Origin of the sequence: Pseudomonas sp. HMSC066A08 (assembly GCF_001813025.1) — a bacterium.
GTDB lineage: Bacteria > Pseudomonadota > Gammaproteobacteria > Pseudomonadales > Pseudomonadaceae > Pseudomonas > Pseudomonas aeruginosa.
Map to the genome: position 1 here is coordinate 161,653 of NZ_KV811305.1, position 26,554 is coordinate 188,206.

The 26,554-nt window shown below is 66.9% G+C and carries 25 protein-coding genes and 1 tRNA gene; 12 read left to right on the forward strand and 14 right to left on the reverse strand.

The window, feature by feature from the left end; genetic code table 11:
* Window positions 1–7: 7 nt before the first annotated feature.
* The 4 genes from HMPREF2886_RS16970 to HMPREF2886_RS16985 all read right to left on the reverse strand — a co-directional run bounded on the left by HMPREF2886_RS16970 (window position 8) and on the right by HMPREF2886_RS16985 (window position 2,506).
* The gene (locus tag HMPREF2886_RS16970; RefSeq protein ID WP_033968937.1) at window positions 8–1,339 is read right to left on the reverse strand and encodes a deoxyguanosinetriphosphate triphosphohydrolase; all 1,332 of its coding nucleotides are present in this window, start codon (window positions 1,337–1,339) and stop codon (window positions 8–10) included.
* A gap of 116 nt (window positions 1,340–1,455) precedes the next feature.
* On the reverse strand, window positions 1,456–1,779 hold the full coding sequence (locus HMPREF2886_RS16975; RefSeq protein WP_003103249.1) for a hypothetical protein: 324 nt from the start codon (window positions 1,777–1,779) through the stop codon (window positions 1,456–1,458).
* 13 nt (window positions 1,780–1,792) lie between these two features.
* Window positions 1,793–2,173, reverse strand: a complete 381-nt coding sequence (locus tag HMPREF2886_RS16980; RefSeq protein ID WP_003091263.1) for a phage holin family protein — start codon at window positions 2,171–2,173, stop codon at window positions 1,793–1,795.
* 3 nt (window positions 2,174–2,176) lie between these two features.
* A complete protein-coding gene (locus tag HMPREF2886_RS16985; protein WP_003091262.1) occupies window positions 2,177–2,506 on the reverse strand; it encodes an ElaB/YgaM/YqjD family protein in 330 nt (109 codons plus the stop codon).
* 470 nt (window positions 2,507–2,976) lie between these two features.
* Here HMPREF2886_RS16985 and HMPREF2886_RS16990 point away from each other — a divergent pair, with 470 nt between their 5' ends.
* A complete protein-coding gene (locus HMPREF2886_RS16990; protein WP_003091258.1) occupies window positions 2,977–4,185 on the forward strand; it encodes an ammonium transporter in 1,209 nt (402 codons plus the stop codon).
* A 184-nt stretch (window positions 4,186–4,369) separates the two neighbouring features.
* Here the strand turns inward: HMPREF2886_RS16990 and opdQ are convergent, their stop codons facing one another.
* The 4 genes from opdQ to HMPREF2886_RS17010 form a co-directional block, all read right to left on the reverse strand.
* On the reverse strand, window positions 4,370–5,635 hold the full coding sequence (opdQ, locus tag HMPREF2886_RS16995) for a porin OpdQ (RefSeq protein WP_009313808.1): 1,266 nt from the start codon (window positions 5,633–5,635) through the stop codon (window positions 4,370–4,372).
* Window positions 5,636–5,803: 168 nt separating this feature from the next.
* Complete coding sequence (locus HMPREF2886_RS17000) at window positions 5,804–6,670, reverse strand: MBL fold metallo-hydrolase (protein ID WP_003109616.1); 867 nt, start codon at window positions 6,668–6,670, stop codon at window positions 5,804–5,806.
* Window positions 6,670–7,602, reverse strand: coding sequence for a pyridoxamine 5'-phosphate oxidase family protein (locus tag HMPREF2886_RS17005; RefSeq protein WP_033968936.1), 933 nt, complete (start codon window positions 7,600–7,602; stop codon window positions 6,670–6,672). The genes HMPREF2886_RS17000 and HMPREF2886_RS17005 overlap by 1 nt, the downstream gene beginning before the upstream one ends.
* 16 nt (window positions 7,603–7,618) lie before the next feature.
* Window positions 7,619–8,215, reverse strand: coding sequence for a glutathione S-transferase family protein (locus HMPREF2886_RS17010; RefSeq protein WP_039027623.1), 597 nt, complete (start codon window positions 8,213–8,215; stop codon window positions 7,619–7,621).
* Between the two features lie 167 nt (window positions 8,216–8,382).
* Here HMPREF2886_RS17010 and HMPREF2886_RS17015 point away from each other — a divergent pair, with 167 nt between their 5' ends.
* The 3 genes from HMPREF2886_RS17015 to HMPREF2886_RS17025 all read left to right on the forward strand — a co-directional run bounded on the left by HMPREF2886_RS17015 (window position 8,383) and on the right by HMPREF2886_RS17025 (window position 10,996).
* On the forward strand, window positions 8,383–8,940 hold the full coding sequence (locus HMPREF2886_RS17015; protein WP_033975926.1) for a TetR/AcrR family transcriptional regulator: 558 nt from the start codon (window positions 8,383–8,385) through the stop codon (window positions 8,938–8,940).
* A 45-nt stretch (window positions 8,941–8,985) separates the two neighbouring features.
* Entirely contained in the window at window positions 8,986–9,225 is a 240-nt protein-coding gene (locus tag HMPREF2886_RS17020; RefSeq protein WP_033968933.1) for a glutaredoxin family protein, read from the forward strand.
* Window positions 9,226–9,592: 367 nt separating this feature from the next.
* The gene (locus HMPREF2886_RS17025) at window positions 9,593–10,996 is read left to right on the forward strand and encodes a cytochrome b6 (RefSeq protein WP_033975929.1); all 1,404 of its coding nucleotides are present in this window, start codon (window positions 9,593–9,595) and stop codon (window positions 10,994–10,996) included.
* A gap of 57 nt (window positions 10,997–11,053) precedes the next feature.
* On the opposite strand, the gene HMPREF2886_RS17030 is transcribed toward HMPREF2886_RS17025, so the two are convergent.
* From HMPREF2886_RS17030 to mobA, 3 genes are all read right to left on the reverse strand, one after another.
* Window positions 11,054–11,130, reverse strand: a tRNA-Pro gene (locus HMPREF2886_RS17030).
* A gap of 153 nt (window positions 11,131–11,283) precedes the next feature.
* Entirely contained in the window at window positions 11,284–11,505 is a 222-nt protein-coding gene (locus HMPREF2886_RS17035; protein ID WP_024917588.1) for a YgdI/YgdR family lipoprotein, read from the reverse strand.
* Between the two features lie 132 nt (window positions 11,506–11,637).
* Window positions 11,638–12,234 (reverse strand): molybdenum cofactor guanylyltransferase MobA, encoded by a 597-nt coding sequence (mobA, locus tag HMPREF2886_RS17040; RefSeq protein ID WP_033975930.1) that lies wholly within the window; start codon window positions 12,232–12,234, stop codon window positions 11,638–11,640.
* Window positions 12,235–12,300: 66 nt separating this feature from the next.
* Between mobA and moaB the strand changes: the two genes are divergently transcribed.
* Window positions 12,301–12,840 (forward strand): molybdenum cofactor biosynthesis protein B, encoded by a 540-nt coding sequence (moaB, locus tag HMPREF2886_RS17045; RefSeq protein ID WP_033975931.1) that lies wholly within the window; start codon window positions 12,301–12,303, stop codon window positions 12,838–12,840.
* On the forward strand, window positions 12,837–14,054 hold the full coding sequence (glp, locus tag HMPREF2886_RS17050; RefSeq protein WP_042168998.1) for a molybdopterin molybdotransferase MoeA: 1,218 nt from the start codon (window positions 12,837–12,839) through the stop codon (window positions 14,052–14,054). The genes moaB and glp overlap by 4 nt, the downstream gene beginning before the upstream one ends.
* A gap of 28 nt (window positions 14,055–14,082) precedes the next feature.
* Here the strand turns inward: glp and HMPREF2886_RS17055 are convergent, their stop codons facing one another.
* A complete protein-coding gene (locus HMPREF2886_RS17055; RefSeq protein ID WP_070747909.1) occupies window positions 14,083–15,117 on the reverse strand; it encodes an AraC family transcriptional regulator GliR in 1,035 nt (344 codons plus the stop codon).
* A gap of 176 nt (window positions 15,118–15,293) precedes the next feature.
* On the opposite strand from HMPREF2886_RS17055, the gene HMPREF2886_RS17060 reads away from it, so the two are divergent.
* From HMPREF2886_RS17060 to HMPREF2886_RS17080, 5 genes are all read left to right on the forward strand, one after another.
* Entirely contained in the window at window positions 15,294–16,889 is a 1,596-nt protein-coding gene (locus tag HMPREF2886_RS17060; RefSeq protein ID WP_003143646.1) for an FAD-binding oxidoreductase, read from the forward strand.
* 5 nt (window positions 16,890–16,894) lie between these two features.
* On the forward strand, window positions 16,895–18,475 hold the full coding sequence (locus HMPREF2886_RS17065) for a glycerol-3-phosphate dehydrogenase/oxidase (RefSeq protein WP_033968925.1): 1,581 nt from the start codon (window positions 16,895–16,897) through the stop codon (window positions 18,473–18,475).
* Window positions 18,476–18,495: 20 nt separating this feature from the next.
* Window positions 18,496–20,055 (forward strand): FGGY-family carbohydrate kinase, encoded by a 1,560-nt coding sequence (locus tag HMPREF2886_RS17070; protein ID WP_033968924.1) that lies wholly within the window; start codon window positions 18,496–18,498, stop codon window positions 20,053–20,055.
* A gap of 74 nt (window positions 20,056–20,129) precedes the next feature.
* The gene (gene yegS, locus HMPREF2886_RS17075) at window positions 20,130–21,038 is read left to right on the forward strand and encodes a lipid kinase YegS (protein ID WP_070747911.1); all 909 of its coding nucleotides are present in this window, start codon (window positions 20,130–20,132) and stop codon (window positions 21,036–21,038) included.
* A gap of 102 nt (window positions 21,039–21,140) precedes the next feature.
* Window positions 21,141–21,947 (forward strand): MOSC domain-containing protein, encoded by an 807-nt coding sequence (locus tag HMPREF2886_RS17080; protein ID WP_033968921.1) that lies wholly within the window; start codon window positions 21,141–21,143, stop codon window positions 21,945–21,947.
* A 43-nt stretch (window positions 21,948–21,990) separates the two neighbouring features.
* On the opposite strand, the gene HMPREF2886_RS17085 is transcribed toward HMPREF2886_RS17080, so the two are convergent.
* Window positions 21,991–22,377, reverse strand: coding sequence for a lysozyme inhibitor LprI family protein (locus HMPREF2886_RS17085; RefSeq protein WP_003091225.1), 387 nt, complete (start codon window positions 22,375–22,377; stop codon window positions 21,991–21,993).
* Window positions 22,378–22,432: 55 nt separating this feature from the next.
* Window positions 22,433–24,361, reverse strand: a complete 1,929-nt coding sequence (gene slt, locus HMPREF2886_RS17090) for a lytic transglycosylase Slt (RefSeq protein WP_033968917.1) — start codon at window positions 24,359–24,361, stop codon at window positions 22,433–22,435.
* 225 nt (window positions 24,362–24,586) lie between these two features.
* On the opposite strand from slt, the gene HMPREF2886_RS17095 reads away from it, so the two are divergent.
* Window positions 24,587–26,509: an ATP-binding cassette domain-containing protein gene (locus HMPREF2886_RS17095; RefSeq protein ID WP_033968916.1), complete on the forward strand. Its 1,923-nt coding sequence runs from the start codon at window positions 24,587–24,589 to the stop codon at window positions 26,507–26,509.
* The last annotated feature ends 45 nt before the right edge of the window (window positions 26,510–26,554 follow it).

The window sequence follows — 26,554 nt, forward strand, 5'->3', positions numbered from 1 at the left end:
CTTCCGTTCAGGAGGGGCTCGAGCGTCCGGTCATTTCCCGGGCCATTTCCGTGGCGTAGCTGTCGGTCATGCCGGCGATGAAATCGATCACCTGGAGGAAGGCGCGGTACAGCGGCCACTGCGGGTCGGGCGCGTTGCGTCCGAGCAGGTCGAGGATGCGCCGGTTCTTGAACGACGGCGCATGCCCGCCGTATTGCTCCAGCGCGGCGCCACAGAAGGCGTTGAGGAGGATCTCCAGAGTGGTGTAGGCGCCGATCTCGTGGAGGGTCTTGCGCTTGTCCTGGAAGATCTTTTCCCGGGCGATGGCCTTGGCCCGCTGCACGCAGAGCTTGGCCGGGCCGTGCATGTGTTCCACCAGGTCGCCGGCAAGCTGCCCGGCGAGCAGGGCCTGCTGCTGGTCGACGAAGGCACGGGCGGCGGCATTGGTCAGGTGCTCGATGGCCTTGCCGCGGAGGATCGCCAGTTTACGCCGGCGGGAGTCCCTGGGGCCGAGTTGGCGATAGGTGTCGGGCAGGTCGTCGCCGACCAGGCCGAGCAGCAGCGCCTCGACCTCGCTGTATTCGAGCAGCTCCATTTCCAGGCCGTCTTCGAGGTCGATCAGGCCATAGCAGATGTCGTCCGCCGCTTCCATCAGGTAGACCAGCGGATGGCGAGCCCAGCGCTCGTCGTCGAGTTGCGGCATGCCGAGCTTATGGGTGATCTGCTCGAGCAGCGGCAGTTCGCTCTGGTAGCAGCCGAACTTGTGCTTCTTGTAGCCCAGCGCTTCGGCGTGGCGCGAGGTCCAGGGGTACTTCAGGTAGGTGCCCAGGGTTGCGTAGGTCAACCGCGTGCCGCCGTCGAACTGGTGGTATTCCAGTTGGGTGAGGACCCGGAAGCCCTGGGCGTTGCCTTCGAAGTGGAGAAAGTCGGAACGCTCGGCGTCGCTCATCTCGTCCAGCCAGCCACGTCCGGCGGCTTGCTGGAACCAGTTGCGGATCGCGTCTTCGCCGGAGTGCCCGAACGGAGGGTTGCCGATGTCGTGGGCCAGGCAGGCCGACTGGACGATGACCCCGAGGTCGCTGGGGTCGCACCACTCGGGTAGTTCCTCGCGGAGGATCTCGCCGACCCGCATGCCCAGCGAGCGGCCGACGCAGGCGACTTCCAGGGAGTGGGTCAGGCGGGTGTGGATGTGATCGTTGCTGGAGACCGGATGGACCTGGGTCTTGCGTCCGAGGCGGCGAAACGCGCCGGAGAAGATGATCCGGTCATGGTCCTTGTGGAAGGCGCTGCGGCCCAGTTCATCGTTGCTGTGTACCGGCTTTCCGAGCCGTTCGCGGGTGAGCAGGGTCTGCCAGTCCATCGGGAATTCCAGGGATGCGCTGAGGCGATGCGGACACGCTAACGGTTTGCCTCGGCAAGCTCAATCGTCGCGTTGGGGAAACGGAGGGCGCCGACCGCTGCCGGTCGGCGCATCCTTCAACGGCCTTTCTGCTTGCGCAGGCCGAGCAACAGCGGGGCCAGGGCGACGCCCAGGCGCAGCAGACGCTGCCAGCGTCCGCCCTTGCCAAGCAGTACGCCCAGCAGTGCGGCTCCGCCGGCGCCCCAGAGCGCCGCATTGCCACCGCCGAACAGTTGCTGGCTGAGGTTGTGGCCCAGCCCCTGGGCCTGGCGGAAGGGCTGCACCAGCAGTTGGCTTTCGCGGCGCAATTGCTGGCGCTGCATTTCCAGGCGCAGGCGGATCACCGCCTTGCGCAATTCGCGACGCGACAGGCCGGTCGCGTTCACCGGTAGTTGGCTCATGCGCGTTTCCTTGTCATGGCAGCAGTCGCTCGCGGTCGTTGGCCAGTTCTTCCAGGGTGGCGCTGAACGGCGAGCTTTCGTCGTTGATCGACTGGTACAGGCGCCAGCCGCAGAACAGCGAGCCGATCACGTAGAACAGGCACAACCCGAGCGCCGCTGCGAGCCGGTTGGTGTCCCAGAACACGATCAGCACCAGCAGCGACAGGCCGACCAGCAGGAGCAGGGCGAATACCAGGGCCAGCCCGGCGAACAGCAGCAGGCGCAGGGTGTTGGCCTTCTGTTCCTGCAGCTCGATGCCGAACAGCTCGACGTGACCGTGCAACAGGCCGAGGAAGGCGGCGCCGAAGCGCCGCAGGGAGGGGCGGCCGTCCGCCGGGTCCTTTCCTTCGCTCATGGCTCAGCGCCGGCTGACCAACAGGCCAAGCAGGAAGCCGACGCCGGCGGCGATGCCGATGCTCTGCCAGGGGTGTTCGCCGACGTACACCTCGGTGGCGTCCACCGCGGCCTGGCTGCGTTCGCGGACGTTGTCCTTCAGCGAGTCCTTGGTGTCGCGCAAGGTGTCGCGAGCGCGCTTGAGGCTGTCGTGGATCTTGCCGCGGATTTCCTCCGCCTGGTCGCCCGCCACGTCGGCGGTGCTTTGCAGCAGTTTCTCGGTATCGGCGACCAGTGCCTGGAATTCAGCCAACAGTTCATCCTTTGCAGCGTTTGCAGTGGTCTTGCGGGGCATGACGAGCTCCTCTGGTCATGGGGTGTGTTTTTTCGAGCCGAGCGCGGGGCGGAAGGTTCAACCGGTGGGTAATTTCCGCGCATTGCCGGTCGCTCCCGGCGCTCCTTTCATTAAAGACTGCCACAGCGTGCCTGTCGGCGCGGCTGCGGCGAGATGACGCCCATCCGGCTGCCTCGCAACGGGGCGCGAACTGGTATGGCGCTTGCAATTCCCTGGTGCGCACGTCGGCCGGAATGCCCCTTGCGAGGGCGCCAGGCGCTCCCGGAGGGTACTTCGGGATGAACGTCCAACCCAATGAAAACCAAGGAAAGTCCGTGAGCTTTCCATGCTGCCTCAGGCACCTTGCGAAACGTCCGCCGAAGAAAAGCGGCGGTTCGCACGACGACTACTGCTTCGTCTTGGTGCGTTGAAGGAGGGGCGTGGGCGTTTCTGGTGCTTTCTCTCTCTATGCGCGAAGGCTGCCTCAATCCATGGATAACCTGAATAGTGCGGTGCAAGTCCTGATCCACGGCTCCAATACCCTGTTCATCCTGCTCGGAGCGGTGATGGTGCTGGCGATGCACGCCGGCTTCGCCTTCCTCGAGGTGGGCACCGTGCGCCTGAAGAACCAGGTCAACGCCCTGTCGAAGATCCTGTCCGACTTCGCCATCTCGGCGCTGGCCTATTTCTTCGTCGGCTACTGGATTGCCTATGGCGTGACCTTCTTCCACCCGGCGGCGGCGCTGACCGTGGACAGTGGCTATGCGCTGGTGAAGTTCTTCTTCCTGCTGACCTTCGCCGCGGCGATCCCGGCGATCATTTCCGGTGGCATCGCCGAGCGTGCCCGGTTCGGTCCGCAGTTGTGCGCCACGGCGCTGATCGTGGCCTTCGTGTACCCGTTCTTCGAAGGCTTGGTGTGGAACGGCAATTTCGGTTTGCAGGAATGGCTGAAGCTGGAGTTCGGCGCACCTTTCCACGATTTCGCCGGCTCCGTGGTGGTGCATGCGCTGGGCGGCTGGCTGGCATTGGCGGCGGTGCTATTGCTGGGCAGCCGCAACGGTCGCTATCGCGACGGCAAGCTGGTGGCGATGGCGCCGTCGAGCATCCCGTTCCTGGCGCTGGGGTCGTGGATCCTGATCATCGGCTGGTTCGGCTTCAACGTGATGAGCGCCCAGACCCTCGCCGGGGTCAGCGGGCTGGTGGCGGTCAACTCCTTGCTGGCGATGGTTGGCGGCACCATGGCGTCGCTGCTGATCGGCCGCAACGACCCGGGCTTCCTGCACAACGGTCCGCTGGCCGGGTTGGTGGCGGTGTGCGCCGGTTCCGACCTGATGCATCCGATCGGCGCGCTGGCCACCGGCCTGGTGGCGGGGGCCCTGTTCGTCTGGGCGTTCACCGCGACCCAGGTGCGCTGGAAGATCGACGACGTCCTCGGTGTCTGGCCGTTGCACGGCCTTTGCGGGGTCTGGGGCGGGATCGCCTGCGGCATCTTTGGCCAGCAGGCATTGGGGGGGCTCGGCGGGGTGAGCCTGGCCAGCCAGGCGCTCGGCAGCCTGCTGGGGGTGACGGTGGCTTTCGCCGGCGGCCTGTTGGTCTATGGGCTGATGAAGGCGCTGCTGGGCATCCGCTTGAGCCAGGAGGAGGAGTACTACGGCGCGGACCTGTCGATCCACAAGATCGGCGCGATCAGCCACGAATGAGAGGGCGGACTTCCTTGGTCCGGTGGGGTATCGGCGGATAACGCCCCAGGCGCTATCCGTCCTGCACGTTGCGAGCGAGGCATCCCGCCATGAAAGAGGCCACCCAAGGGTGGCCTCTTCGTTCTGCCGCGGGGCCCTGGGGAGGGGCGGATGGCCGTACCGCGGCTATCCGCCGGTCCTGCCGTTACCAGAGCGGCAGCGTGTAGCTGACGATCAGGCGATTTTCGTCGTAGTCGTTGGTGTAGTTGGTGCGCATGGTCGCGTTGCGCCACTTCACCCCGAGGTTCTTCAACGGGCCGCTCTGGAACACGTAGGCGATGTCCATGTCGCGTTCCCATTCCTTGCCTTCGCCCGAGGTGGTCAGCAGGTCGATGTTGTCGCCCTTGACGTAGCGGGTCATGAAGGTCAGGCCGGGAATGCCGACGCCGGCGAAATTGTAGTCGTAGCGCGCCTGCCAGGATTTCTCGTCCTTGTTGGCGAAGTCGCCGATCTGGATGAAGTTCACCAGGTAGGGGTCGGCGCCGTTGATGTAGGCGAAGCCGGTGTCGCCGCTCATCTTCTGGTAGCCGACGCCGAAGGCGTGGTAGCCGAGGCTATAGGTGAACATGGCGTTGAGCGCCTTGTTGTCGACGTTGCTGGAGCCGTCGTCGGTGGAGCGCGCCCAGCGGATGTCGGATTTCAGCGACTGCTTGTCGGCGATCGGCAGGGTGTGCACCAGGCCGAGGTAATGCTGCTTGTAGAAGTTGTCGAGCTTGCCGTAGTGGTAGCTGGTGCTGAGGTTGTCGGTCCACTTGTAGCTGCCGCCGGCGAAGTCGAACTTGTCCGAAGTCAGCCCGGAACGGACCACGATGTTGCGCTTGCCGCCACCGGTGATGGTCATGTCCTCGTTGTCCGAGGAGTCGCGCTGGTTGACCTTCTTCAGGCGCCCGGCGTCGAGGGTCAGGCCGTCGATCTCCATGGAGTTCAGCGCGCCACCCTGGAAGGTCTGCGGCAGCAGGCGGCTGTCGTTGGGCATGATCACCGGCAGCTTGGGGGTCAGGGTGCCGATCTTCAGGGTGCTCTTCGACGCCCGCAGCTTGGCGGTGATCCCTGCCTCGCCATAGTCGTCCTGGGCGCGGCCGGTTTCGCGGTCGCGCTTGAGCAGGCCGGTGCCGCTGCGGTCGGGGCTGGAGTCGAGCTTCACCCCGAGCAGGCCGATGGCGTCGACGCCGAAACCGATGGTGCCCTCGGTGTAGCCGGACTCGTAGCGCAGGAGGAAGCCCTGGGCCCATTCCTCGGCCTTGGACTGGCTGGCGCCTTCCTGGCGGAAATCACGGTTGAAGTAGAAGTTGCGGAGTTCGATGCTGGCCTTGCTGTCCTTGATGAACTCGGCATGGGCCAGGGTTGGGACGGTAATGCTGGAACCCAGCGTGGCAAAAGCCACGGCACGGGCGATCGGGGTCATGCTCATTGTTATTGTCTCCTCGAGCGCTTGGGGCAGGCCGATGGCGGCGGCGTGACGCCACGTCGGCCTGTGACAGCCCGGTTACTTAAGCACTACGGGAAGACGGTCACTGTTAGACATTAGTCGAGGGTGGCCGCGAATTGGCACGAACCCTGTCTAGGACGGGCTTTCCCGCTATTCCAACCAGTGCGGGAAGTAGCCCAGGGCGGCCTGGACCCGCGCATCGTGCGCCGGAATCACGCTCAGGCGCGGGTCGCTGCGGAGCAGCAGGCGGATCTTCGCCAGTTGCGCGAGGGTGCGCGCGGGATCGCGATCGACCAGGGCGCGGCCGGCGAAGAATTTCTGCCGCGGGCCTTCGACGCCTTCGAGTCGCCAACTGGTGTCGCCGCTGAAGAACAGCCGGCGCCCACTGTCGAGGGTGACGAACAGACCGACCGAGCCGGGCGTATGGCCGGGCAGGGGGACCAGCACCAGGCGGCCGTCGCCAAACAGGTCGAGGCTTTCGTCGAAGCCCATGAACGGCTGCGGATCGAAGCTGTAAGGTCGCCAGCGCACGCCATGGCGGAATTGGCTGGGGAAGGCGGCCGGCGGGGTGGCGATGCGGCTGAAGGCGATCTCCTCGTAGGGTGCCCAGACCGGTACTTCGGGGAAGTCGACCAGGCCCGAGGCATGATCCCAGTGTGCGTGGGACAGCAGGATGCGATCGACGCGGATACCGGCGGCGTCCAGTTGGTCGCGCGCCGGGACGACTTTCTGGTAAGCGAACAGCGGCGCCGCCCACCAGGGCATGTCGGCGCGGAACTGGGCGTCGATGTCGCGCCCCAGGCCAGTGTCGAAGAGTAGGGTGGCGGCATGGTGCTCGATCAGCACCGCGGTATGGCTGAGCGGCACCCGGCGTACCCAGGAGCCGCCGTCGACGGTGAGCGCATCGAGGGTTTCCACTCCCGAGGTGCGCAGCAGGGCGACTCGCATTTCCGCCGCCTGCACCGGCAGGACGAGGAGGGCGATCAACAACGAGGCAAGGCGATACAGGAAAGGCATCAAGATTCACCGGCAGGAAGGAAAGGGGATGGCTGGGACTCGCCGAATGCCAGCGGCAGGCGGCCGCGTCGCCAGCGCCAGCCTGCGGGGCGCAACGCCAGCAGGCGCTCGGCGCCGGCGGGCCAGGGGATGGATGGCTGCGAACCCGGCCAGAACAGCTCGGCCTCGGCGTGCAGGTGCAGCAGGTCGCCGTTGTCGAAGTCGATGAACAGCAGGCCGCAGCGAGGCTCCTGGAGCAGGTTGCCGAGGGTATTGAACAGGCGGTTGCCGGCGTAGTCGGGCAACCACAGGCGGCCATCCGCGCCGAGCCGGAGAAAGCCCGGCGGCCCGCCGCGGTGGGAGACATCGACGCCGCCTCTGAGCGGATCGGCATGCTGGCTGGCGATGAACAGCGTATCGCTGCGCGAGACCAGCGACAGCCAGCGCGGATCGAGTCCTTCGCCCTGCAACGCGGGACTAGCGACCCTGGAGACGGGCTGATGGCTGCGCGCCTGGATGTACTTGGGACAGTTACCGAAGGATTGCTCGACGCCGACCGTGAAACCCTTTCCGTCCCGCGCCAGGACCCGTCCATTCATGCGGTTGCGGCGGCGGGTCGGCCATTCCAGGCCGAGGATGCCGAGGCGGTTGCCGGCCTCGAGATTGGCCGCCAGCGGATCGTCCGCTTGCGGCAGGCTGTCGATGCGCAGGCGGGTCGGTTCCGGCGAGCGGGCGAAGCCGGGGGGGCCCCAGAGCACCGAGGCGCAGGGGTAGCCGTCGGCGTCGAGGCTGCCCACCAGCAACAGCGATAGCAGGGCGAAGAACTCCCGGTGCTGGTCCGGCATGAAGGCGCGGATCGCGCGGCTGCCGAAGCCGGCGACCTGTTCGCGAACGCCGGCGCGTTCCTGGATCGCCAGTTCGCCGGCGTGGAAGGGACTCTGTTCCTGGCTCATGCTGCCTCCTGCCGAGCTACAGGCCGGGCATCGGGATGTAGCCGGGCAGCGCGCGGATGCGGGCGATCCAGGCGTTCAGCGCCGGGTAGTGGTCCAGCGCCAGGCCGCCCTCGGGGGCCAGGGCCAGGTAGGGGTAGAGGGCCACGTCGGCGATGCTCGGCTGTTCGCCCTGGGCCAGCCAGCGATGCTCGGCCAGGTGCCGGTCGACCAGGCGCAGCACTTCCAGGCCTCGCTGGTGGGTTTGCTCGCGATCCAGCGGCAGGTTGAAGCGAGTGATCAGCCGGGCGCTGGCCGGGCCGTTCTGCACCTCGTTGGCCGAATAGCTGAGCCAGTAGGCGATGCGGCCCTGGCTGACGGGGTCGAGCGGATACCACTCGGGGCCGGCATGGCGTCGCGCCAGATAGACGAGAATGGCGTGGGAGTCGCCCAGTTGCAGATCGCCGTCTTCCAGCACCGGGACCTGCCCGCGGGGATTCATGCGGAGGAAGGCCTGGGTCTTGTGCTCGCGGTTGAGGAAATCGACCGGCCGCAGCGTCGCCTCGCGGCCGATGAGGGAGAGGAACAGGCGGACCTTGTAGGCGTTGCCGGAGAGATCCAGGTCATGGAGTTTCATCTGAGGGTTCCTGGCAGGGGAGTGGGTGTCTGGATATTAGACAGACAGGTCTGTATATTTCAAGGGGTGCGTTCGCCCTTTTCCGTCGGTATTCGTCCGGGGAGCGACGCAGAGCGGTTCAAGGGGGCGGCAGGGTCGCGCATAATGGGCCGCTCAGGAGGCTTTCCATGACATCCCGCAAACGCGAGCAACTGCTCAGCACCGCCGTCGACCTGTTCTATCGCGAGGGTTACCACGCCACCGGCATCGACCGCATCCTGGCCGAATCCGGGGTGGCGAAGATGACTCTGTACAAGCATTTTCGCTCGAAGGACGAACTGATCATGGCCGCCCTGGAGGTGCGTCGGCAGCGCACCGCCGAACGCATGCTCGAAGCCGAGGCGCGGTTGCAGCCGCGCGCGGCGATCCTGGCTGTGTTCGATGGACTGGAGGAGTTCCTCCAGGACGAGGCGTTCCGTGGCTGTGCCTTCATCCATGCCGCCGCCGAGTTCCATGAGCGCTCGCATCCGATCCATCGCCAGGCGGCCGAGCAAAAGGCCTTCGTCGAAGCCTATTTCCAGCGCCAGCTGGAGCGACTGGGCGTGCGTTCGGCGGCACTGCTTGCGCGGCAGTTGCAATACCTGATGGAGGGCGCCCTGGTGATGGCGCACATCCACGGGCCGGCGGATCAGGCTCGCGAGGCCCGGCAGGCGGCCGAAAGTCTGTTGCAGGTCGCTGGCATCTGAGCGCGGGTGCTACCATCGCCGCGAAACACTGCACAGGTCCTTTCGATGCCACCGGAATGCCAACTCTTCGGAACCCTCGGTTGCCACCTCTGCGAAGTCGCGGAGGCGGTGCTGATGCCCTTCGTCGAACATGGCCTGCTGGTCGAGCTGGTGGAGATCGCCGACGACGAAGCCTGGGTCGAGCGCTATGGTCTGCGGATCCCGGTGCTGCGCCGCTGCGACAATGGCGCCGAGCTGAACTGGCCGTTCGAGGCCGAGCAGGTCGCAGCCTTCCTCAGCCGCTGATGCCTATTCATTCGCGCTAAGCGCGGCACTGCTGGTAACCCCGCGCTCTATGCGCAAACCGGGCTGCGTTCCGCCTCCTTCCCCCATGCCGCGCGGTACCTGGCTTCGGCGATGCTGGCGAAGCGATGCATAGGTATTTCTCAATGGTTTTCATAGCCTGAGCCTATTGGCTCGGCAGGCTGCGCTCGGCTAGGCCTGAAGGGCGATGGATAAACCCTGAGTTCCCTTCAGGACTGACTGGAAACAGCCGGGAACCCGCGTGGCGCAGGACGCGTTGCAGGTCGTTCGGTCCGCTGTCGCGGACCGCCGGGGTGTGGGGTCGGGACGACGAGGCTCGGCGTTTCCTCATAACGAAAGAGGACGCCTGATGAAAACGCCCGCCTGGACGCGCCATGCCCTCTGGGTCATGCCGTTCGCCCTGGGGCTGCAATCCGCCGTGGTCGCGGGGGATGAGCAGCCAAGCAAGACTTCCAGCTATTCGCCGGTGGTGATCAACGAGGACTTCACCACCATCATGAAGCGCATGACAGCGAACAAGCCGTCGATCGAGCAGGCCCACAAGACGCTTCTCGAACAGCGTTACGATCTCAGCGACAGGCCGGCCAAGGGCGCCAGCATGACGCGCGGCAAGCCGCTGCAGGAAGGGGTCCGGGTGAAGCTACCGGCCGGCACCAACTGGGAGGAACTGGCCAGGCTGAGCCCCGAGGAAATCCGCAAGCAGGGGCTGTTCCCCGGCGGCTTCCTGCCGCTGCCGCACCCCAACCATGCCGAAGGCGGGATGGTCTTTCCCAAGTTCCTCATCGACGAGATCAAGCGCCAGGAAAGCCGCGACCTGACCCGTTTCGACCTCGACTACGACCTGCCGGACCACTTCCTGCCGGAATTCCCGGCACCGATGTTCCTTACCACCCGGCCTGACCTGGGCGATGTGTCCAAGGGCAAGCTGGTGACCATCGACAACTATTTCGAGTTGTTCAACGGGATTCTCAATCCCAAGCAGCTGGAAGGGCTGCGCCTGCTGCTAACGGCCTTTCCGCAGCAGCAGTTCAACCTCACCGACGATCGCCGTAGCGAGCATCCGAGCCGCGGCGTGGCCTGCTTCGACTGCCATGCGAACGGCCACACCAATGCCGCTACCCACCTTGCCGGCGACGTGCGCCCGCAACCGTTCCGCCACCGCATCGACACGCCGACGCTGCGCGGCGTGAACATCCAGCGGCTGTTCGGCTCGCAGAGGGCCCTGAAGACCGTCGAGGACTTCACCGAGTTCGAGCAGCGCGCCGCCTACTTCGACGGCGATCCGGTAATCGCCACCAAGAAGGGCGTGAACGTGCTCGAGCGTGGCAGTCAGGTGCATTTCATGGGTGAGTTCCAGGCGCTGCTGGACTTCCCGCCGGCACCGAAGCTGGATGTGGAGGGGCGGCTCGATCCGCGCAAGGCCAGCGAGCAGGAATTGCGTGGCGAAAAGCTGTTCTACGGCAAGGCGGCCTGCGCCGGGTGCCATGCGCCGCCTTACTTCACCGACAACCTGATGCACAACCTGAAGGTGGAGCGCTTCTACGATCCGAAACTGGTCAATGGCGTGATGGCGTCCGCCGACGGGCCGATCAAGACCTTCCCGTTGCGCGGGATCAAGGATTCGCCGCCGTACCTGCACGACGACCGCCTGCTGACCCTGGAGGACACGGTGGAGTTCTTCAACCTGGTGCTGGACCGCAAGCTGTCCGCGGAAGAGAAGGGCGACCTGGTGGCCTACCTGCGTACCCTGTGAGAAAGACCGGATCGCAGGCAATAAAAAACCCGCCGTTGAGGCGGGTTTTTCGGGATATGGTCGGAGCGACTGGATTCGAACCAGCGACCTTCTCGTCCCGAACGAGACGCGCTACCAAGCTGCGCTACGCTCCGTTTTGTTGGGGCGCATTCTACAGAAAAAGTTTTGGTACACAAGGGGTTAGATGAATTTTTTTTCGAGCCCCGGTTTTCTCGGGCGGAAAAGCAAAGACCCCGTCGCTCGTTCGAGTCGACGGGGTCTTCAGGAAAACCTGTTACGCGACGGTATCAGAGTTCCTTGACGGTGCGGACCTGGTCCTTGTTCACGCGGGCGCGCTTGCCGTCGAGCTGTTCGAACTCGTAGAAGCCGGAATCCTCGTCATAGGAAGGAGTGTCTACGGCCTGGATTTCACGTCCGTCGTTGAGGGTGATCACGGTAGGGCTGGAACAACCCGCGAGGGCGCCGAGGCCTACGGCGAGGAGGAAGGCGGGTAGCATCCGCTTGATCATTGCGCAGTTCTCCTGTGCGGTCAGACTTTGAAGTTACGAGTTTCTGACAGACGAGTTCTAGGAAGAGTTCCCCCCCTAAAAACGAGTGTTCCCCCCACCTTCGAGAAAATTCGACTCGACGTCTCTTCCGTTTTACTTCAGTTCGCGGTGATTAGCCAACAGCTCGGGGGTGTTCAGGTTGGCCAGCCGCGGATCGCCCGCGGCCAGCTCGATGGCCTCCGCGCCAAGCGGCAACAGGACGTGGCGTGGGCTACGGTCGCCCTGGCGCCAGGCGTGTTCTATCTCTTCGGCCAGGTGCGTCGGGATCAGGCTGAACAGCGGTTCCCACTGACCGCCGCAGCGCAGCATCCAGGGGCGCGCCGGTGTGCGGCCGGCGGCCTGCAGCAGGGTTTCCAGCAAGGCGCGGTCGATGCGCGGCGCGTCGCAGGGCAGCACCAGCAGCCAGGGATGCCGGGCCACCGCCAGGCCGGCGCGGATGCCGGCGAGCGGGCCGGGGAAGTCCCGGCTGTCGTCGCTCACCAGGCGGTCGGCATATACCGCATAGTGTTCCTGGTTGCGGTTGCAGGAGACGATCAGGTCATCGGTGAGCGGGCGTACCAGGCGATGCAGGTGGGCGATCAGGGGCAGGCCCTGCCACTCGATCAGGCCCTTGTCGCGACCGCCCATGCGCTGGCCGCGGCCTCCCGCCAGGAGAAGGATGGAGCAGGGGGGCAGGGCGCTATCGGGCATCTGGGGTCTCCGTGTCGGGCCTGTGATATAACACCGCGATCACGTCCACAAGCAAGGGCCAACCCCATGAGCCACAAGGCCGAAACGGTATTCGTGCCGTTGAACATCGCCGTCCTGACCGTCAGCGATACCCGTACCCTGGAAACCGATACCTCAGGCCAGTTGTTCGTCGACCGCCTGACCGAGGCCGGGCACAACCTGGCCGCTCGCGTGCTGCTGAAGGATGACCTGTACCGGATCCGCGCACAGGTCGCGACCTGGATCGCCGAGGACAGCGTGCAGGTCGTGCTGATCACCGGCGGCACCGGTTTCACCGGCCGCGACAGCACCCCGGAAGCGGTGGCCTGCCTGCTGGACAAGCAGGTGGACGGCTTCGGCGAGCTGTTCCGGCAGATTTCGCTGGCCGACATCGGTACCTCCACCATCCAGTCGCGGGCCCTGGCCGGGCTTTCCAACGGTACCCTGGTCTGTTGCCTGCCGGGTTCCACCAACGCCTGCCGCACTGCCTGGGAAGGCATCCTCGTCGAGCAACTGGACGCCCGTCATCGCCCGTGCAACTTCGTCCCGCACCTGAAACAGGCGGCGCCCTGCGAGAGCCGCGGGTGAGCGGCTGCTGCGAACATCCGGGGCTGATGCCGGTCGAGACGGCGCTGGAACGGCTCCTCGAACTGGCTGCGCAAACGCCTATCGATATGTGTGAGCAGGTGCCCCTGGAGCGGGCTGGCGGCCGCGTGCTGGCGGTCGACCTGCTGGCCGGCCTGGACCTGCCACCGTGGCCGAACAGCGCCATGGACGGCTACGCCTTGCGCCTCGCCGACTGGAGCGGCGAGCCATTGCCGGTCAGCCAGAAGATCTTTGCCGGACAGGCGCCGGAGCCGCTGCAAGCGGGTACCTGTGCGCGGATCTTCACCGGTGCGCCGCTGCCGGAAGGCGCCGATCTGGTAGAGATGCAGGAAAACGCCGAAGCGCTCGACGATGGCCGCGTGCGCTTCACCCAGCCGTTGCGCGCGGGCCAGCATGTGCGCCCGCGTGGCCAGGAAACCCGCCAGGGCGACCTTGTCCTGCCGGCCGGCACGCGCCTGCGCTCCATCGAACTGGGGCTGGCGGCTTCGCTCGGTTGCGCGGCCCTGGAGGTGCGACGCAAGCCGCGGGTGGCGCTGCTGTCCACCGGCGACGAGCTGGTCGAGGCGGGCCAGCCGCTGCAGGCCGGGCAGATCTACAACAGCAACCGTCCGTTGCTCAAGGATTGGCTGCAACGCCTGGGCTGCGACGTGCTCGACGCTGGCATCCTTCCCGACGATCTGGCACGTACCCGCGAGCGCCTGGCCGGGTTGGCCGGGGTTGACCTTATCCTGTCCACTGGCGGCGTATCGGTGGGTGAGGCCGACTTCCTCGGCATGGCGCTGCGCGAAGCCGGCGAGCTGACCCTCTGGAAGCTGGCGATAAAACCCGGCAAGCCGCTGACCGTCGGCCAGTTCCAGGATATTCCGGTGATCGGCCTGCCGGGCAATCCGGCTTCGACCCTGGTCACCTTCGCCCTGCTGGCGCGTCCCTACCTGCTGCGCCGGCTCGGCGTGGCGCAGGTCGCGCCGCTGCGGGTGGAGGTACCGGCCGGCTTCGCCTGGACCAAGGCGGGGCAGCGTCGCGAGTACCTGCGTGGCCGTCTGGAGCTGGGCTGCGCGGTGCTCTATCCGAACCAGAGTTCCGGGGTACTGCGCAGCGCTTCCTGGGCCGAGGGGCTGGTGGAGGTCCGCGAGGGGCGTACCCTCGTGGAGGGCGAGGGCGTGGCGTTCATTCCGCTGAGCGAACTGCTCGATTGAGCCGACGGCGGCCGGATGGCCGCCGTTCTCATTGCGCCGCCGGCTCCTTGCGCCGCCGTTGCCGGTACTCGCCGGGCGTCTGCCCGGTCCAGCCCTTGAAACTGCGATGGAACGAGCGGGACTCGGTAAAGCCCAGGTACTGGGCGATGTTCTGGATCGGCAGCTCGCTATGCAGAAGGTAGTGCTCGGCCAGTTCGCGGCGCAGTTCGTCGAGGGTCTGCTGGTAGCTGCTGCCGGCTTGCTGCAGGTGGCGTTGCAGGGTGCGTACGGTCATGCCGAACTTTTCCGCCACCCGTTCCTTGCGCGGCAGGCCGTCCTTGAGTAGCTGGCGCAGGGCGTTCTTCACCCGCAGCGGCAGTGGCTCGTCATCGTCCAGCTCGGCCATCAGCGCCAGGGCATGTTCCTCCAGGGTGCGCAGCAGCGTCGCGTCGGCCTGGCGCAGCGGCAGCGCCAGGTAGTCCAGCGGCACCAGCAGCGCGGAGCAGGGTCGGGTGAAGCGCACCGGACAACCGAAGAAGGTCTCGTAGTCTTCCACGCGGGTTCCGTCCGGCAGTTCGTGTTCCAGCCAGACCTCGTCCGGCGAACCTTCCAGGTCGGCGATCCAGCGCGCGTAGAGGACCCAGGAAGCCAGGACGTGCTCGACCATGTGGCGCCGTACCAGGGGTGTCTGGTGGCGGCAGTTCCAGATCAGCCGGACCTGCCCGCCGGCCGCCTCGATGCGGCTGGTGCCCATGTCGCCGACCAGCTTCTCGTAGGGCGTGATGCGACTCATGGCCTCGCCCAGGGTGGCGCAGTTCATCGTGATGTAGCCGAGCACGCTCCAGGAGCCGGGCTGGACGAAGCGCGCCGAATGCAGGCCGAACAGGGGGTCGCCGGAATGTTCGCAGAAGTAGCCGAGCAGGCGCTCGTGGGCTTCGCCCGGCAGGCGCTGGCGATTGTCGTTGAGCTGGTCGGCCTGGAGGCCTGCGGCGGCCAGGGCAGGGGCGATGTCCAGGCCGAGCCGTTCGGCGTGGCGCAGGTATTTCAGCAGGGCCGGAACCGAGGTGGAGCCAAGGGTCTGCATGGTCGTTGTTCTTGTCGTGGCGGGTGGAACAGGCCGTCCGGCGTGCGTGCCGGCTGTCTTGATCGGTCACAGGGAGTGTCTCGATCCGACAGTGACAGGCGAGGGCGGCTGGCTAGTATAGGCAGCCAGAAAGGTTCCGATAAACAGGTTGCCGCGACAAGCGAGGGGAGAGGTTCATGCGCCGTTGGAATGGCTGGGGCGAAGAAAGCACCGTGGTCGAATTGCCGGACAGCGCCCGTGGGTTCCTGGCGGAACTGGTCGGGCAGGGCGCACGCTTGCCGGACGCCAGCCTGGAGGCGGCGCTGGCGAAGGTCCCGGCGTCACGCCTGGAGGCCGATCCGCGCTACAGTATCGACCCCCGTGAGCGGCTGCTGCATGCCCGCGGGCAGAGCCTGCCGGACTGGCTGGCGATGCGCGAGGGCGACTTCGGCGTCTACCCGGACGCCGTGGCCTATCCGGAAACCGCCGAGCAGATCCGTGAGTTGCTGGCCTTGGCCGACTCCCGCGACCTGCAACTGATTCCCTATGGCGGCGGTACTTCCGTGGCCGGCCATATCAATCCGCAAGCCTCGCGGCGGCCGGTACTGACGGTCTCGCTGGAGCGCATGAACCGCCTGCTCGACCTGGACCGCGAGAGCCTGGTCGCGACCTTCGGCCCCGGCGCCGCCGGCCCGCAGGTGGAGAGCCAGTTGCGTGCGCTGGGCTACACGCTCGGGCATTTCCCGCAGTCCTGGGAGTTGTCGACCCTCGGTGGCTGGGTCGCCAGCCGCTCCAGCGGCCAGCAGTCGCTGCGCTACGGGCGGATCGAACAACTTTTCGCCGGCGGGACCCTGGAGACCTTCGCCGGGCCGCTTGAGATCGCCACCTTCCCGGCATCCGCGGCGGGACCGGACCTGCGCGAACTGGTGCTGGGCTCTGAGGGGCGCTTCGGGATCATTTCCTCGGTGAAGGTGCGGGTCTCGCCGCTGGCCGAGGACGAGCGCTTCTACAGCGTCTTCCTGCCGAACTGGCAGCAGGCCCTGCAAGCCACCCGCGAGCTGGCCCAGGCGCGCGTGCCGCTGTCGATGCTGCGCCTGTCCAACGCCGTGGAAACCATGACCCAACTGGCCCTGGCCGGCCATCCCGGACAGATCGCCTGGCTGGAGAAATACCTGGCGCTGCGCGGCGCGGGCGAGGGCAAGTGCATGCTGACCTTCGGCGTGACCGGCAACCGCCGGCAGAACGGATTATCGCTGAGCCAGGCGAAGGCCTTGCTGAAACGCTTCGGCGGGGTCTTCACCGGCACCCTGCTGGGGCGCAAGTGGGCGCAGAATCGCTTCCGCTTCCCCTACCTGCGCGAGGCCCTGTGGCAGGCGGGCTACGCCGTGGACACCCTGGAGACCGCCACCGACTGGAGCAACGTCGACGGCCTGCTGCAGAAGATCGAGGCCAGCCTGCGCGACGGCCTGGCCGCCGAGGGCGAGAAGGTCCATGTGTTCACCCACCTCTCGCATGTCTATGGCGAGGGGTCGAGCATCTATACCACCTACGTGTTCCGTCCGGCCGCGAGCTATGCGGCGACGCTGGAACGCTGGAAGCGTCTCAAGCATGCGGCCAGCCAGGCGATCGTCGACAATCGCGGCACCATCAGCCACCAGCATGGCGTCGGCAAGGACCATGCACCCTACCTGCCCCGCGAGAAGGGCGAACTGGGCGTCGCCGCGCTGCGTGCCATGGCCGGTCACTTCGATCCGGCTGGACGGCTCAATCGCGGCACCTTGCTGCAGGACTGAGCGGAATGACTTCAGCCTGGAACGAGGAGTGGCGTCGCCGCCGCCTGCCGGCGCTGGTGGGGCAGGAGTGGGACCTGATCGTGGTCGGCGGCGGCATCAGCGGTGCCGGCATCCTCCGCGAAGCCGCGCGGCGCGGCTGGCGCTGCCTGCTGCTGGAGCAGCGGGACTTCGCCTGGGGCACCTCGAGCCGCTCGTCGAAGATGGTCCATGGCGGCCTGCGCTACATCGCCAAGGGCCAGTGGCGGCTGACCCGCGACTCGGTGCGCGAGCGCCAGCGCCTGCTCGGCGAGGCGCCTGGACTGGTGGAGCCGTTGAGCTTCGTGATGGCCCACTACCGCGGCGGCTTTCCCGGCCCGCGGGTATTCGGCGGCCTGCTGAGCGTCTACGACGCCCTTGCCGGGCGGCGCAACCACCGTTTCTACGACGCCGCCGCGTTGCGCTACCTGGCGCCGGGCCTGAAGGAACAACGGCTGCTCGGCGGCACGCGATTCTTCGATGCGGTGACCGACGATGCGCGCCTGGTGCTGCGGGTGCTGGCCGAGGCGCGTCACGACGGCGGCGAGGCATTCAACGGCATGCGCGTGCGCGAATTGCTGCGCGAGGGCGGCCAGGTGGTCGGCCTGCGTGCCGAGGACCGCGAGAGCGGCGAGCTTCTCGACTTTCGCTGCCGCGCCCTGGCGGTGGCCACCGGGGCCTGGGCCGATGAGTTGCGCCAGCCCGGCGGAAGCGAACACATCCGCCCGCTGCGCGGCAGCCATCTGTTGCTGCCGGCCTGGCGCCTGCCGGTAGCCCATGCCTTCAGCTTCATGCACGCCACGGACCGGCGACCGGTGTTCGTGTTCCCCTGGGAGGGCGCGACGGTGGTCGGCACCACCGATCTCGACCATCGCGACGGCCTTGGGGAGGATGCGCGGATCAGCCGCGCCGAACTCGACTACCTGCTGGCGGCCTGCGCCCAGCAGTTTCCCGCCGCGGCCATCGAGGCGCGCGACGTGCTGTCGACCTGGGCTGGCGTGCGACCGGTGGTCAGCAGCGGCGACGACAGCGGCAAGCCTTCCGACGAGAAACGCGAGCATGTGCTCTGGCGCGAGCCGGGCTGCGTGACCCTGGCCGGTGGCAAGCTGACCACCTTCCGTCCGCTGGCGGTGGAGGTGCTAAAAGCCTGCGCGCCGCTGCTCGGGCGCACGGTCACGGACGATGGCGCGGCGGTCTTCGGCGCCTGTGAAGACCCGCTCATCGACGGGCTCGGCTGTGGCCAGCGACGCCGCCTGGCCGGTCGCTACGGACGCGACCTGGTCCGCCTCAAGCGGCTGGTGGACACCCTAGGAACGGACTGCGTGGGTGCCAGCGAAACGCTCTGGGCCGAACTGGCGTTCGCCGCCGAGGCGGAAATGGTGCTGCATCTCGACGACCTGCTGTTGCGCCGTACCCGCCTCGGCCTGCTGTTGCCCGGAGGCGGCGCGGCATACCTGCCGCGTATCCGCGCGCTCTGCCAAGCGCGACTGGGCTGGGACGACCCGCGCTGGGAACGTGAGCAACAGGCCTATCTGGACCTCTGGCGCCGGCACTACAGCCTGCCCGTCTGACCAGCCGAGACGAGAACGAGATGAACGACAAGAACTATCTGCTGGCGATCGACAATGGCACCCAGAGCGTGCGCGCCCTGCTGTTCGACCTGCAGGGCAACCTGCTGGGCAAGGGCAAGGTGGAGCTGGAGGCCTACTACTCGAAACATCCGGGCTGGGCCGAACAGGACCCCGAGTACTACTGGGCGATGCTCGGCGAGGCCTGTCGGCGGCTCTGGGCACAAGTGGACATCGATCGCGGGCTCATCCGCGGGGTGTCGCTGACCACCCAGCGCGGCACGGTGATCCATGTCGATGCCGAGGGCAGGCCGTTGCGTCCGGCGATCCTCTGGCTCGACCAGCGCCGGGCGGAGGTCCGAGAGCGTATCAGGGGGCCGTGGGGCTGGCTGTTCAAGCTGGTCGGCGCCGAGGGTGCGGTGGAGCATTTCCGCGCCCAGGCCGAGGTCAACTGGGTGGCCCAGGAGCAGCCGGAGATCGCCGCGAAGACCGACAAGGTGTTGCTGCTTTCCGGCTTTCTCAGCCACCGCCTGACCGGCCGTTTCGTCGACTCGGTGGGGTGCTGCGTTGCCTACCTGCCGTTCGACTACAAGCGCCTGCGCTGGGCCGCGCCGCGGGACTGGAAATGGCAGGCACTGGCGGTACGCCGCGAGCAGTTGCCGGAGCTGTTCAAGCCGGGTGAGCGGCTCGGCGAGATCAGCGCCGAAGCCAGCCGGCACACCGGCATTCCGCAAGGCCTGCCGTTGATCGCCGCGGGGGCCGACAAGGCCTGCGAGGTGCTCGGCGCAGGTGCGCTGGAGCCCACCATCGCCTGCCTCTCCTACGGCACCACGGCGACCATCAACACCACTCGCGCCCGCTACCTGGAAACCGTGCCGCTGATTCCACCCTATCCGGCGGCGATTCCCGATCATTTCAATACCGAGGTGATGATCTATCGCGGCTACTGGATGGTCAGCTGGTTCAAGCGCGAGTTCGGCTTGCGCGAGATGCAGCAGGCGCGCGAGCAGGGGGTCGAGCCGGAGCAACTGTTCGACGAACTGGTCAACGGCGTGCCGCCCGGCTCGATGGGCCTGACCCTGCAACCCTACTGGTCGCCGGGAATCCGCGAACCGGGACTGGAGGCCAAGGGAGCGATGATCGGTTTCGGCGACGTGCATACCCGGGCGCACATCTACCGGGCCATCCTCGAGGGCCTGGCCTATGCCCTGCGCCAGGGCAAGGAGCGCATCGAGAAGCGTTCGGGCACGCCGATCGTGCGCCTGCGCGTGGCCGGCGGCGGCTCGCAGAGCGACGCGGCGATGCAGCTCACCGCCGACATCTTCGGCCTGCCGGCCGAGCGCCCGCACGTCTACGAGGCGTCCGGCCTGGGTGCGGCGATCGACTGTGCGGTGGGGCTCGGTCTCTATCCGGACGTCGCCAGCGCGGTGGCCGGGATGACCCGCGTCGGCCGGGTTTTCCTGCCCCAGGCGGAGGCCCGGCAGATCTACCAGCGGCTCTATGGCGAGGTCTACCTGCGCATGTATCGCCAGTTGCGCCCGCTCTACCGCAGCATTCGCGAGATTACCGGCTACCCTGCCTGAACCGGGCGCCGCACTTCCGTCCCGGATGCGCGGTCAATAGGCAAAGACAAGGCCACGACGAGGGGTTCGGTTCGATGGACAAGGGCAAGGTTCTGCTGGTCCTGCACGGCAAGCAGGCGGGCAACGAAGAGGTTCGTGCCGCGGTTGCGGCGCAGCGCGAGGCCGGACGGGAGCTGGCGGTGCGGGTAACCTGGGAGGACGGCGACGCCCGGCGCATCGTCGAAGAGGCGCTGGCGGCCGGCTATGCGACGCTGGTCGCCGGCGGTGGCGACGGCACGCTGCGCGAGGTGGCCGAAGCGTTGGCGTGCGGGCGAGGCGAGGCGAGCCTGGCGATCCTGCCGCTGGGCACCGCCAACGACTTCGCCCGCGCCGCCGGGATTCCCCTGGAGCCGGCCGCGGCGCTGGCGCTGCTCGACCAGACGGCGCGGCCGATCGACCTGGGCGAGGTGAACGACAAGCTGTTCCTCAACATGGCCACTGGCGGCTTCGGTTCGAAGGTCACGGCGAATACCTCGGAGGACCTGAAGAAGGTTCTCGGCGGTGCCGCCTACCTGTTGACCGGGTTGACCCGTTTTTCCGAAGTGCATGCCGCCCAGGGCCGTTTCAGCGCCCCGGACTTCCAGTGGGAAGGCGAGTTCCTCGCCCTGGGCATCGGTAACGGGCGCCAGGCCGGCGGCGGGCACGTACTGTGTCCGCAAGCGCGAGTGGACGACGGCCTGCTCGACGTGAGCATCCTGCCGACGCCGCAGGACATGGTCGGTACCCTGGGCACCCTGCTCGGCGGTGGCAACGGAGTGGAAAGCCTGTTCGTCCGCGCGCGGGTGCCATGGCTGGAAGTGGAGGCGGCGGAAGGTCTCGACGTCAATCTCGACGGCGAGCCGCTGGAAGGACGCAAGCTGCGTTTCTCGGTTTCCCCGGGCGCGCTGCGCGTGCACTTGCCGGCCGATTCGCCGTTGTTGTGCGAGCCGCCGCGCGAGGACTGAGGGCGGAGCCGACTGATCCGCTGCCTGGAGTGGCGTCTGTGTCTTGTCGGCCTTTCCCGCGACACCGTATAACAGCATCTTTCCACCAAGGATGCTGGTTCCATGTTCCGTCTCTCCGCGCTGTACCGCTATCCGATCAAGTCTTCCGCCGCCGAGTCCCTGGAGCGCGTCGCGCTCGATGCGCTGGGCGTGGTCGGCGACCGACGCTGGATGGCGGTGGACACCGAAACCGGACGTTTCTTCACCCAGCGCCTGCTGCCGCAGCTGGGGCGTATCCAGGCGCGCTGGGCGGCGCCGGAGGTCCTGCGGCTGAATGCGCCGGGAATGTCCGAGCTGAGCCTCGAAGTACCGGCACCCGACGCCAACCTGCGTGGCGTCACGGTCTGGCGCGATACCTTGCAGGCGCCGGATGCCGGCGACGCCGCAGCGGACTGGCTGACACGCTTCCTCGGCCGCCCGACGCGCCTGGTGCACATTCCCGAGGCGCGCGCGCGGCAGGTCGATACCGGCTATGCCGAGCCGGGGCAGAAGGTGCATTTCGCCGACGGTTTCCCGCTGCTGCTGATCGGCCAGGCTTCGCTCGACGACCTCAGCCAGCGGGTCGGCCGGCCGCTGGAGATGCTACGCTTCCGTCCCAACCTGGTGGTGGAAGGCAGCGCCGCGTTCGCCGAGGACGGCTGGAAACGCATCCGCATCGGCTCGGTCGAGTTCGTCGTGGCCAAGCCCTGTTCCCGCTGCATCCTCACCACCCTGGATCCGGCGACCGGCGAGCGCAACGAGGACCGCGAGCCGCTGACGACCCTGAAGACCTACCGGGAAAAGGATGGCGCGGTGCTGTTCGGGCAGAACCTGATTGCGCTGGGACAGGGCAGCCTGGAGGTGGGGATGCCGGTGGAAATCCTAGACTGAGGAACGGTCGCCCGCCGTTGCGGCGGGCGACCATTGCCGGCGATCAGAGCTTGGCGTCGACGCAGCCGGTGCTCAGGCACTCGCGCTCGCGTTCGCGGAGGAAGTCGAGGCGCTGGCGGGTCTTCTCGGTGGCGCAGTCGAGGTTGACGAAATAACCGTTGTCCTTGCTTTCGCTGCAGGCCGCGTCGCGCTCCTTGATCCAGGCGATCTGGCTTTTCTTCAGCAGCGCTTTCTGGCCGTCGTTCAGGTGCTTGCGCAGGGTGCCGAACTGCTGGTTCAGCTCGCGGTCGGCCTGGGAAAACTCGCCGCTGCGGCAGTACACGCTGTCGAAGGCGTTGCGCGGCGTACCGCAGGCGTCGGCGGCCAGGGCGCCGTCGGCGAGCAGCAGGCTGGAGGCGGCGAGCAGGGCGGTGGCGAGGGGCTTGTTCATCTTGAGGTCCTTTTCAAGGTACTGGAAAGGCCCGGGTGTCCGGGCCGGGTGGGGGTCAGAAATCGTCGAAGTAGCGTTCGTGCCAGTCGACGATGGGCTGCGGCGCATTGAGCTTCTGCCCGTAGATCACCGCATAGGACAGCACGTTCTGCACGTACTGGCGAGTCTCGTCGAACGGAATGGTTTCGATCCACACGTCGAAGGCCAGGTGGCGGGTGTCTTTCAGCCACTGGCGGACGCGACCCGGACCGGCGTTGTAGGCGGCCGAGGCGAGTACCCGGTTGCCGTTGAACTGGCCATGCACCTGGCTCAGGTAGGCGGCGCCGAGGCGTATGTTGACGTCGGGCACGATCAGTTGCTGGGTCGAGGCCAGCGGGATGCCGAACTTGCGCGAGGTCTCCTTGGCGGTGCCGGGCATCAGCTGCATCAGCCCGGTGGCGCCGACTCCGGAACGGGCATCTGACATGAACGCGCTTTCCTGCCGGGTGATGGCGAAGATCCAGCTGGAGTGCAGGCCGCGGTTCTTCGCTTCGCGCACCAGGGTGGCGCGATGCGCCATCGGGAAGCGAATGTCCAGGTCGTCCCAGTACTGCGCCTGGCTGATCGAGCGGATCGCCGGGAAATACCACTGCATGTCGTAGGCCAGCCTGGCCTGGGCGATTAGCTCGTCGCGGTCGAACAGGCGCGCGGCGTGGTACCACTCGCGGCGGGCGTTGATCACTTCGCCACGGTTGAAGAACTCCATGGCCCGGCGCGTGCTGGCGGCGTTGCGTACGCGTTGCAGGACGCGCGGGTCGATATGTGCAGGGCGGTTGCCGAGCTTGTACGGCACGCTCAGGCGGTCGGCGGCGAGGAAGCCGTAGAAGTCGCGCTCGCCGGCGAGCTTCTGGTACAGCGCGATCGGCTCCTTGCTGTTCGGCTGTGCCAGTTGCAGGGTGCGTGCCTGCCAATAGCGCCAGCGGCTGGTGGCGGCGAGATCCTGGGGCAGCTTGCGGGTCAGCGCATAGGCTTCGTCCCAGCGGCCCAGGCGCAGCAGCAGGCGGGTGCGCCATTCGGTGACGGTGTTGTCGCGCAGACCGGGATCGTACTGGGTCATCAGCGGCAGTGCGCGCGGATCGAAGCGCTTGGCCAGGCTGAGACCGATCTCGCGGGCGATGGCGACCTTCTCGTCGCTGGAGAAGGGTAGCGCCGAGCTGTAGTAGTCGAGCAGGCTCAGGGCCTTTTCCGGGTCCTGCCGCGCCAGGCGGCGCAGGCCGAGACCGACCACGTCGGCGGTGGCATGGTCGCGCTGGCTGAAGCGGCCGGTCTGGCTCAGCTGGGCGGGGTTCTGCGCCACGCTGACCATCAGCGCGCCCTGGTTGCCGAGGGTCGGCAGGCGCTGCGCGAGGTGCGAGGCGAGGCTGTAGTTGCGGGCTTCGGCGGCCAGCTTGAGGCGTTTCCAGACCTTTTCCTCGGTGAGCTGGCCTTCGCCCTGCCAGAGGCCGAACAGGGTGTCGCAGGCAGCCGGCTGCGACTTGCCGACCAGCCACAGGCGTTCGCTGGTGGCATAGCCTTCGGCCTTCTGGCCGTGGCCCAACTGGTACTGGCCATACAGGCAGTCGAGCTCGGTGAAGTTCAGTTTCGGGTCGTAGTAGTTGACGAAGGTCTTCCAGTCGCCGCGATCGGCCAGCAAGCGCAGCCAGCGCAGTTTCAGCCAGCCGATCTGCGGCAGGTCGCCGTGTTCGGTGAGGAAGCGCTCGACCTCCTCGTTGCTGGCGGACTTCAGCCGATGGGTCAGTTCGTCGTAGGCCAGGTAGGGTTCCAGCGGGTAATCGCGCAGGGCGCTGCGCGAGGCCATGTAGGGCGCGCTGTTGCCCTTGGCCAGGGCGGCCTTGGCCTGGTCGTAGAGACGGCGTTGTTCGGTCAGGGAAGCGGCGTGGACCGCGTCGACGGAGGAAATACCGAGCAAAAAGCAGGAAACGAGAGTGAACAGGCGACCGCGCATGACTTATCCGGGCAGGTGATGTCGGGTAACGTCGGCAGGTCCGCAACGGCTGCCTACGGGCGTTTCGACCGCTCGCGGGACCGGCGCGCGACCGCTGTCGCGGGGCGCGCCCGAAGCCGGGCGGATGGCTCGCCTAAGCTTAGCCGTTGCGGCATGGCGGTGAAAGCGCCGTGCCATCCGATGCCTATCCGGCGTAAAATGCGCGCCCTGTTTCCGGAGGCGCCCATGACCCTGCTCAAGTTCACCGATGTATCCCTTGCCTTTGGCACCACTCCCTTGCTGGACAAGGTGTCGTGGCAGATCGGCCGTGGCGAGCGGGTCTGCGTGATCGGGCGCAACGGTACCGGCAAGTCCAGCCTGTTCAAGGTGGTCAAGGGCGAACAGCAGGCCGACGACGGCGAAGTCTGGCGCGCACCGGCGCTGAAGATCGGCGAATTGCCCCAGGAACTGCCGCGTGCCGACGAGCGGACAGTGTTCGACGTGGTGGCCGAAGGCCTGGCGGAAGTCGGCAAGCTGCTCGCCGAGTACCACCACCTGAGCCTGAACATCCATACCGACGACGACCTGGCGCGCCTCTCGCGGGTCCAGCAGGAACTCGAGGCGCGCGATGGCTGGCGCCTGCAGCAACTGGTGGACAGCACCCTCAGCCGCCTGCAGTTGCCGGCCGACAAGACCCTCGCCGAACTCTCCGGCGGCTGGCGTCGGCGCGTGCTGCTGGCCCAGGCGCTGGTCGCCGAGCCGGACCTGCTGCTGCTGGACGAACCGACCAACCACCTGGACATCGGCGCCATCGCCTGGCTCGAGGAAGCGCTGCTGGGCTTCAACGGCGCGGTGCTGTTCATTACCCACGACCGCGCCTTCCTGCAATCCCTGGCGACCCGCATCCTCGAGCTGGATCGTGGCCACCTGATCGACTGGAACGGCGACTACGCCAGTTTCCTGGTGCACAAGGAACAGCAACTGGCCGCCGAAGAAGCTGCCAACGCATTGTTCGACAAGCGCCTGGCCCAGGAAGAAGTGTGGATCCGCCAGGGCATCAAGGCCCGCCGCACGCGCAACGAAGGGCGGGTTCGGGCGCTGAAGGAAATGCGTCGCGAACGCGCCGAGCGCCGCGAGCGCCAGGGCAAGGCCAGCTTCCAGTTGGAAAGCGCGGACAAGTCCGGCAAGCAGGTGATCGTGGTGGAGCACGTCAGCTTCGCCCATCCCGGCGGCCAGCCGCTGGTACGCGACTTTTCCATGGTTCTGCAGCGCGGCGACCGTATCGGCCTGCTCGGCGCCAACGGTACCGGCAAGACCACCTTGCTCAAGCTGCTGCTTGGCGACCTGCAGCCGACCTCGGGCAAGATCGAGGTGGGCACCAAGCTGGAAGTGGCCTACTTCGACCAGTTGCGCCATCAGCTCGAACCCGAGCAGACGGTGATCGACAATATCTCCGAAGGCCGCGAGTTCATCACCATCGACGGCCAGAACCGGCATGTGCTCAGTTATCTCGGCGACTTCCTGTTCAGTCCGCAGCGCGCCCGCACCCCGGTGAAGGCGTTGTCCGGCGGCGAGCGCGCGCGCCTGCTGCTGGCCAAGCTGTTCAGCAAGCCGGCCAACCTGCTGGTGCTCGACGAACCGACCAACGACCTCGACGTGGAAACCCTGGAACTGCTGGAGGAAGTCCTGCTCGGTTTCCAGGGCACCGTGCTGATGGTCAGCCACGATCGGGCCTTCCTCGACAACGTGGTGACCAGCACCCTGGTCTTCGAGGGCGAGGGCAAGGTTCGCGAATTCGTCGGCGGCTACCAGGACTGGCTGCGCCAAGGGGGCACGCCGCGCCTGCTCGGCGTGAGCGAGTCGAAGAGCGGCAAGGCCGAGCTGAATACCGCGCTGGCGCCCGCCGCCGAACCCGTGCCGGCTGCCGCGGCGCCGAGCGAGGCGCCGGTGAAGAAAAAGCTCAGCTACAAGTTGCAGCGCGAGCTGGAGGCCTTGCCCGGGCAGATCGACGCGGTCGAGGCGGAGCTGGCGGGTGTCCAGGAAGCCATCGCGCAGCAGGATTTCTATCTGCGCCCGCAGGACGAGCAGCGCGAAACCCTGGCGCGGCTGGACGCGTTGCAGCAGGAACTCGATGCCTTGCTCGAGCGCTGGGCCGAACTGGAAGACTGATCCATTTCGAAAAAGTGAGCTGCATCAATGTGATAGCGGCTCATC

Bases quoted from the DNA above. Each gene is read 5' to 3' on its own strand.
- HMPREF2886_RS16990 (WP_003091258.1), top strand. From the start codon at position 2,977: ATGGATAACCTGAATAGTGCGGTGCAAGTCCTGATCCACGGCTCCAAT.
- slt (WP_033968917.1), bottom strand. From the start codon at position 24,361: ATGCGCGGTCGCCTGTTCACTCTCGTTTCCTGCTTTTTGCTCGGTATT.
- HMPREF2886_RS17035 (WP_024917588.1), bottom strand. From the start codon at position 11,505: ATGATCAAGCGGATGCTACCCGCCTTCCTCCTCGCCGTAGGCCTCGGC.
- HMPREF2886_RS16970 (WP_033968937.1), bottom strand. From the start codon at position 1,339: ATGGACTGGCAGACCCTGCTCACCCGCGAACGGCTCGGAAAGCCGGTA.
- HMPREF2886_RS17070 (WP_033968924.1), top strand. From the start codon at position 18,496: ATGAACGACAAGAACTATCTGCTGGCGATCGACAATGGCACCCAGAGC.
- HMPREF2886_RS17080 (WP_033968921.1), top strand. From the start codon at position 21,141: ATGTTCCGTCTCTCCGCGCTGTACCGCTATCCGATCAAGTCTTCCGCC.
- HMPREF2886_RS17085 (WP_003091225.1), bottom strand. From the start codon at position 22,377: ATGAACAAGCCCCTCGCCACCGCCCTGCTCGCCGCCTCCAGCCTGCTG.
- HMPREF2886_RS17005 (WP_033968936.1), bottom strand. From the start codon at position 7,602: ATGAGCCAGGAACAGAGTCCCTTCCACGCCGGCGAACTGGCGATCCAG.
- HMPREF2886_RS17020 (WP_033968933.1), top strand. From the start codon at position 8,986: ATGCCACCGGAATGCCAACTCTTCGGAACCCTCGGTTGCCACCTCTGC.
- HMPREF2886_RS17000 (WP_003109616.1), bottom strand. From the start codon at position 6,670: ATGCCTTTCCTGTATCGCCTTGCCTCGTTGTTGATCGCCCTCCTCGTC.
- HMPREF2886_RS17065 (WP_033968925.1), top strand. From the start codon at position 16,895: ATGACTTCAGCCTGGAACGAGGAGTGGCGTCGCCGCCGCCTGCCGGCG.
- HMPREF2886_RS17095 (WP_033968916.1), top strand. From the start codon at position 24,587: ATGACCCTGCTCAAGTTCACCGATGTATCCCTTGCCTTTGGCACCACT.
- opdQ (WP_009313808.1), bottom strand. From the start codon at position 5,635: ATGAGCATGACCCCGATCGCCCGTGCCGTGGCTTTTGCCACGCTGGGT.
- HMPREF2886_RS16975 (WP_003103249.1), bottom strand. From the start codon at position 1,779: ATGAGCCAACTACCGGTGAACGCGACCGGCCTGTCGCGTCGCGAATTG.
- HMPREF2886_RS17015 (WP_033975926.1), top strand. From the start codon at position 8,383: ATGACATCCCGCAAACGCGAGCAACTGCTCAGCACCGCCGTCGACCTG.
- HMPREF2886_RS17025 (WP_033975929.1), top strand. From the start codon at position 9,593: ATGAAAACGCCCGCCTGGACGCGCCATGCCCTCTGGGTCATGCCGTTC.
- HMPREF2886_RS17055 (WP_070747909.1), bottom strand. From the start codon at position 15,117: ATGCAGACCCTTGGCTCCACCTCGGTTCCGGCCCTGCTGAAATACCTG.
- HMPREF2886_RS17060 (WP_003143646.1), top strand. From the start codon at position 15,294: ATGCGCCGTTGGAATGGCTGGGGCGAAGAAAGCACCGTGGTCGAATTG.
- HMPREF2886_RS16980 (WP_003091263.1), bottom strand. From the start codon at position 2,173: ATGAGCGAAGGAAAGGACCCGGCGGACGGCCGCCCCTCCCTGCGGCGC.
- HMPREF2886_RS16985 (WP_003091262.1), bottom strand. From the start codon at position 2,506: ATGCCCCGCAAGACCACTGCAAACGCTGCAAAGGATGAACTGTTGGCT.
- mobA (WP_033975930.1), bottom strand. From the start codon at position 12,234: ATGCCCGATAGCGCCCTGCCCCCCTGCTCCATCCTTCTCCTGGCGGGA.
- moaB (WP_033975931.1), top strand. From the start codon at position 12,301: ATGAGCCACAAGGCCGAAACGGTATTCGTGCCGTTGAACATCGCCGTC.
- HMPREF2886_RS17010 (WP_039027623.1), bottom strand. From the start codon at position 8,215: ATGAAACTCCATGACCTGGATCTCTCCGGCAACGCCTACAAGGTCCGC.
- yegS (WP_070747911.1), top strand. From the start codon at position 20,130: ATGGACAAGGGCAAGGTTCTGCTGGTCCTGCACGGCAAGCAGGCGGGC.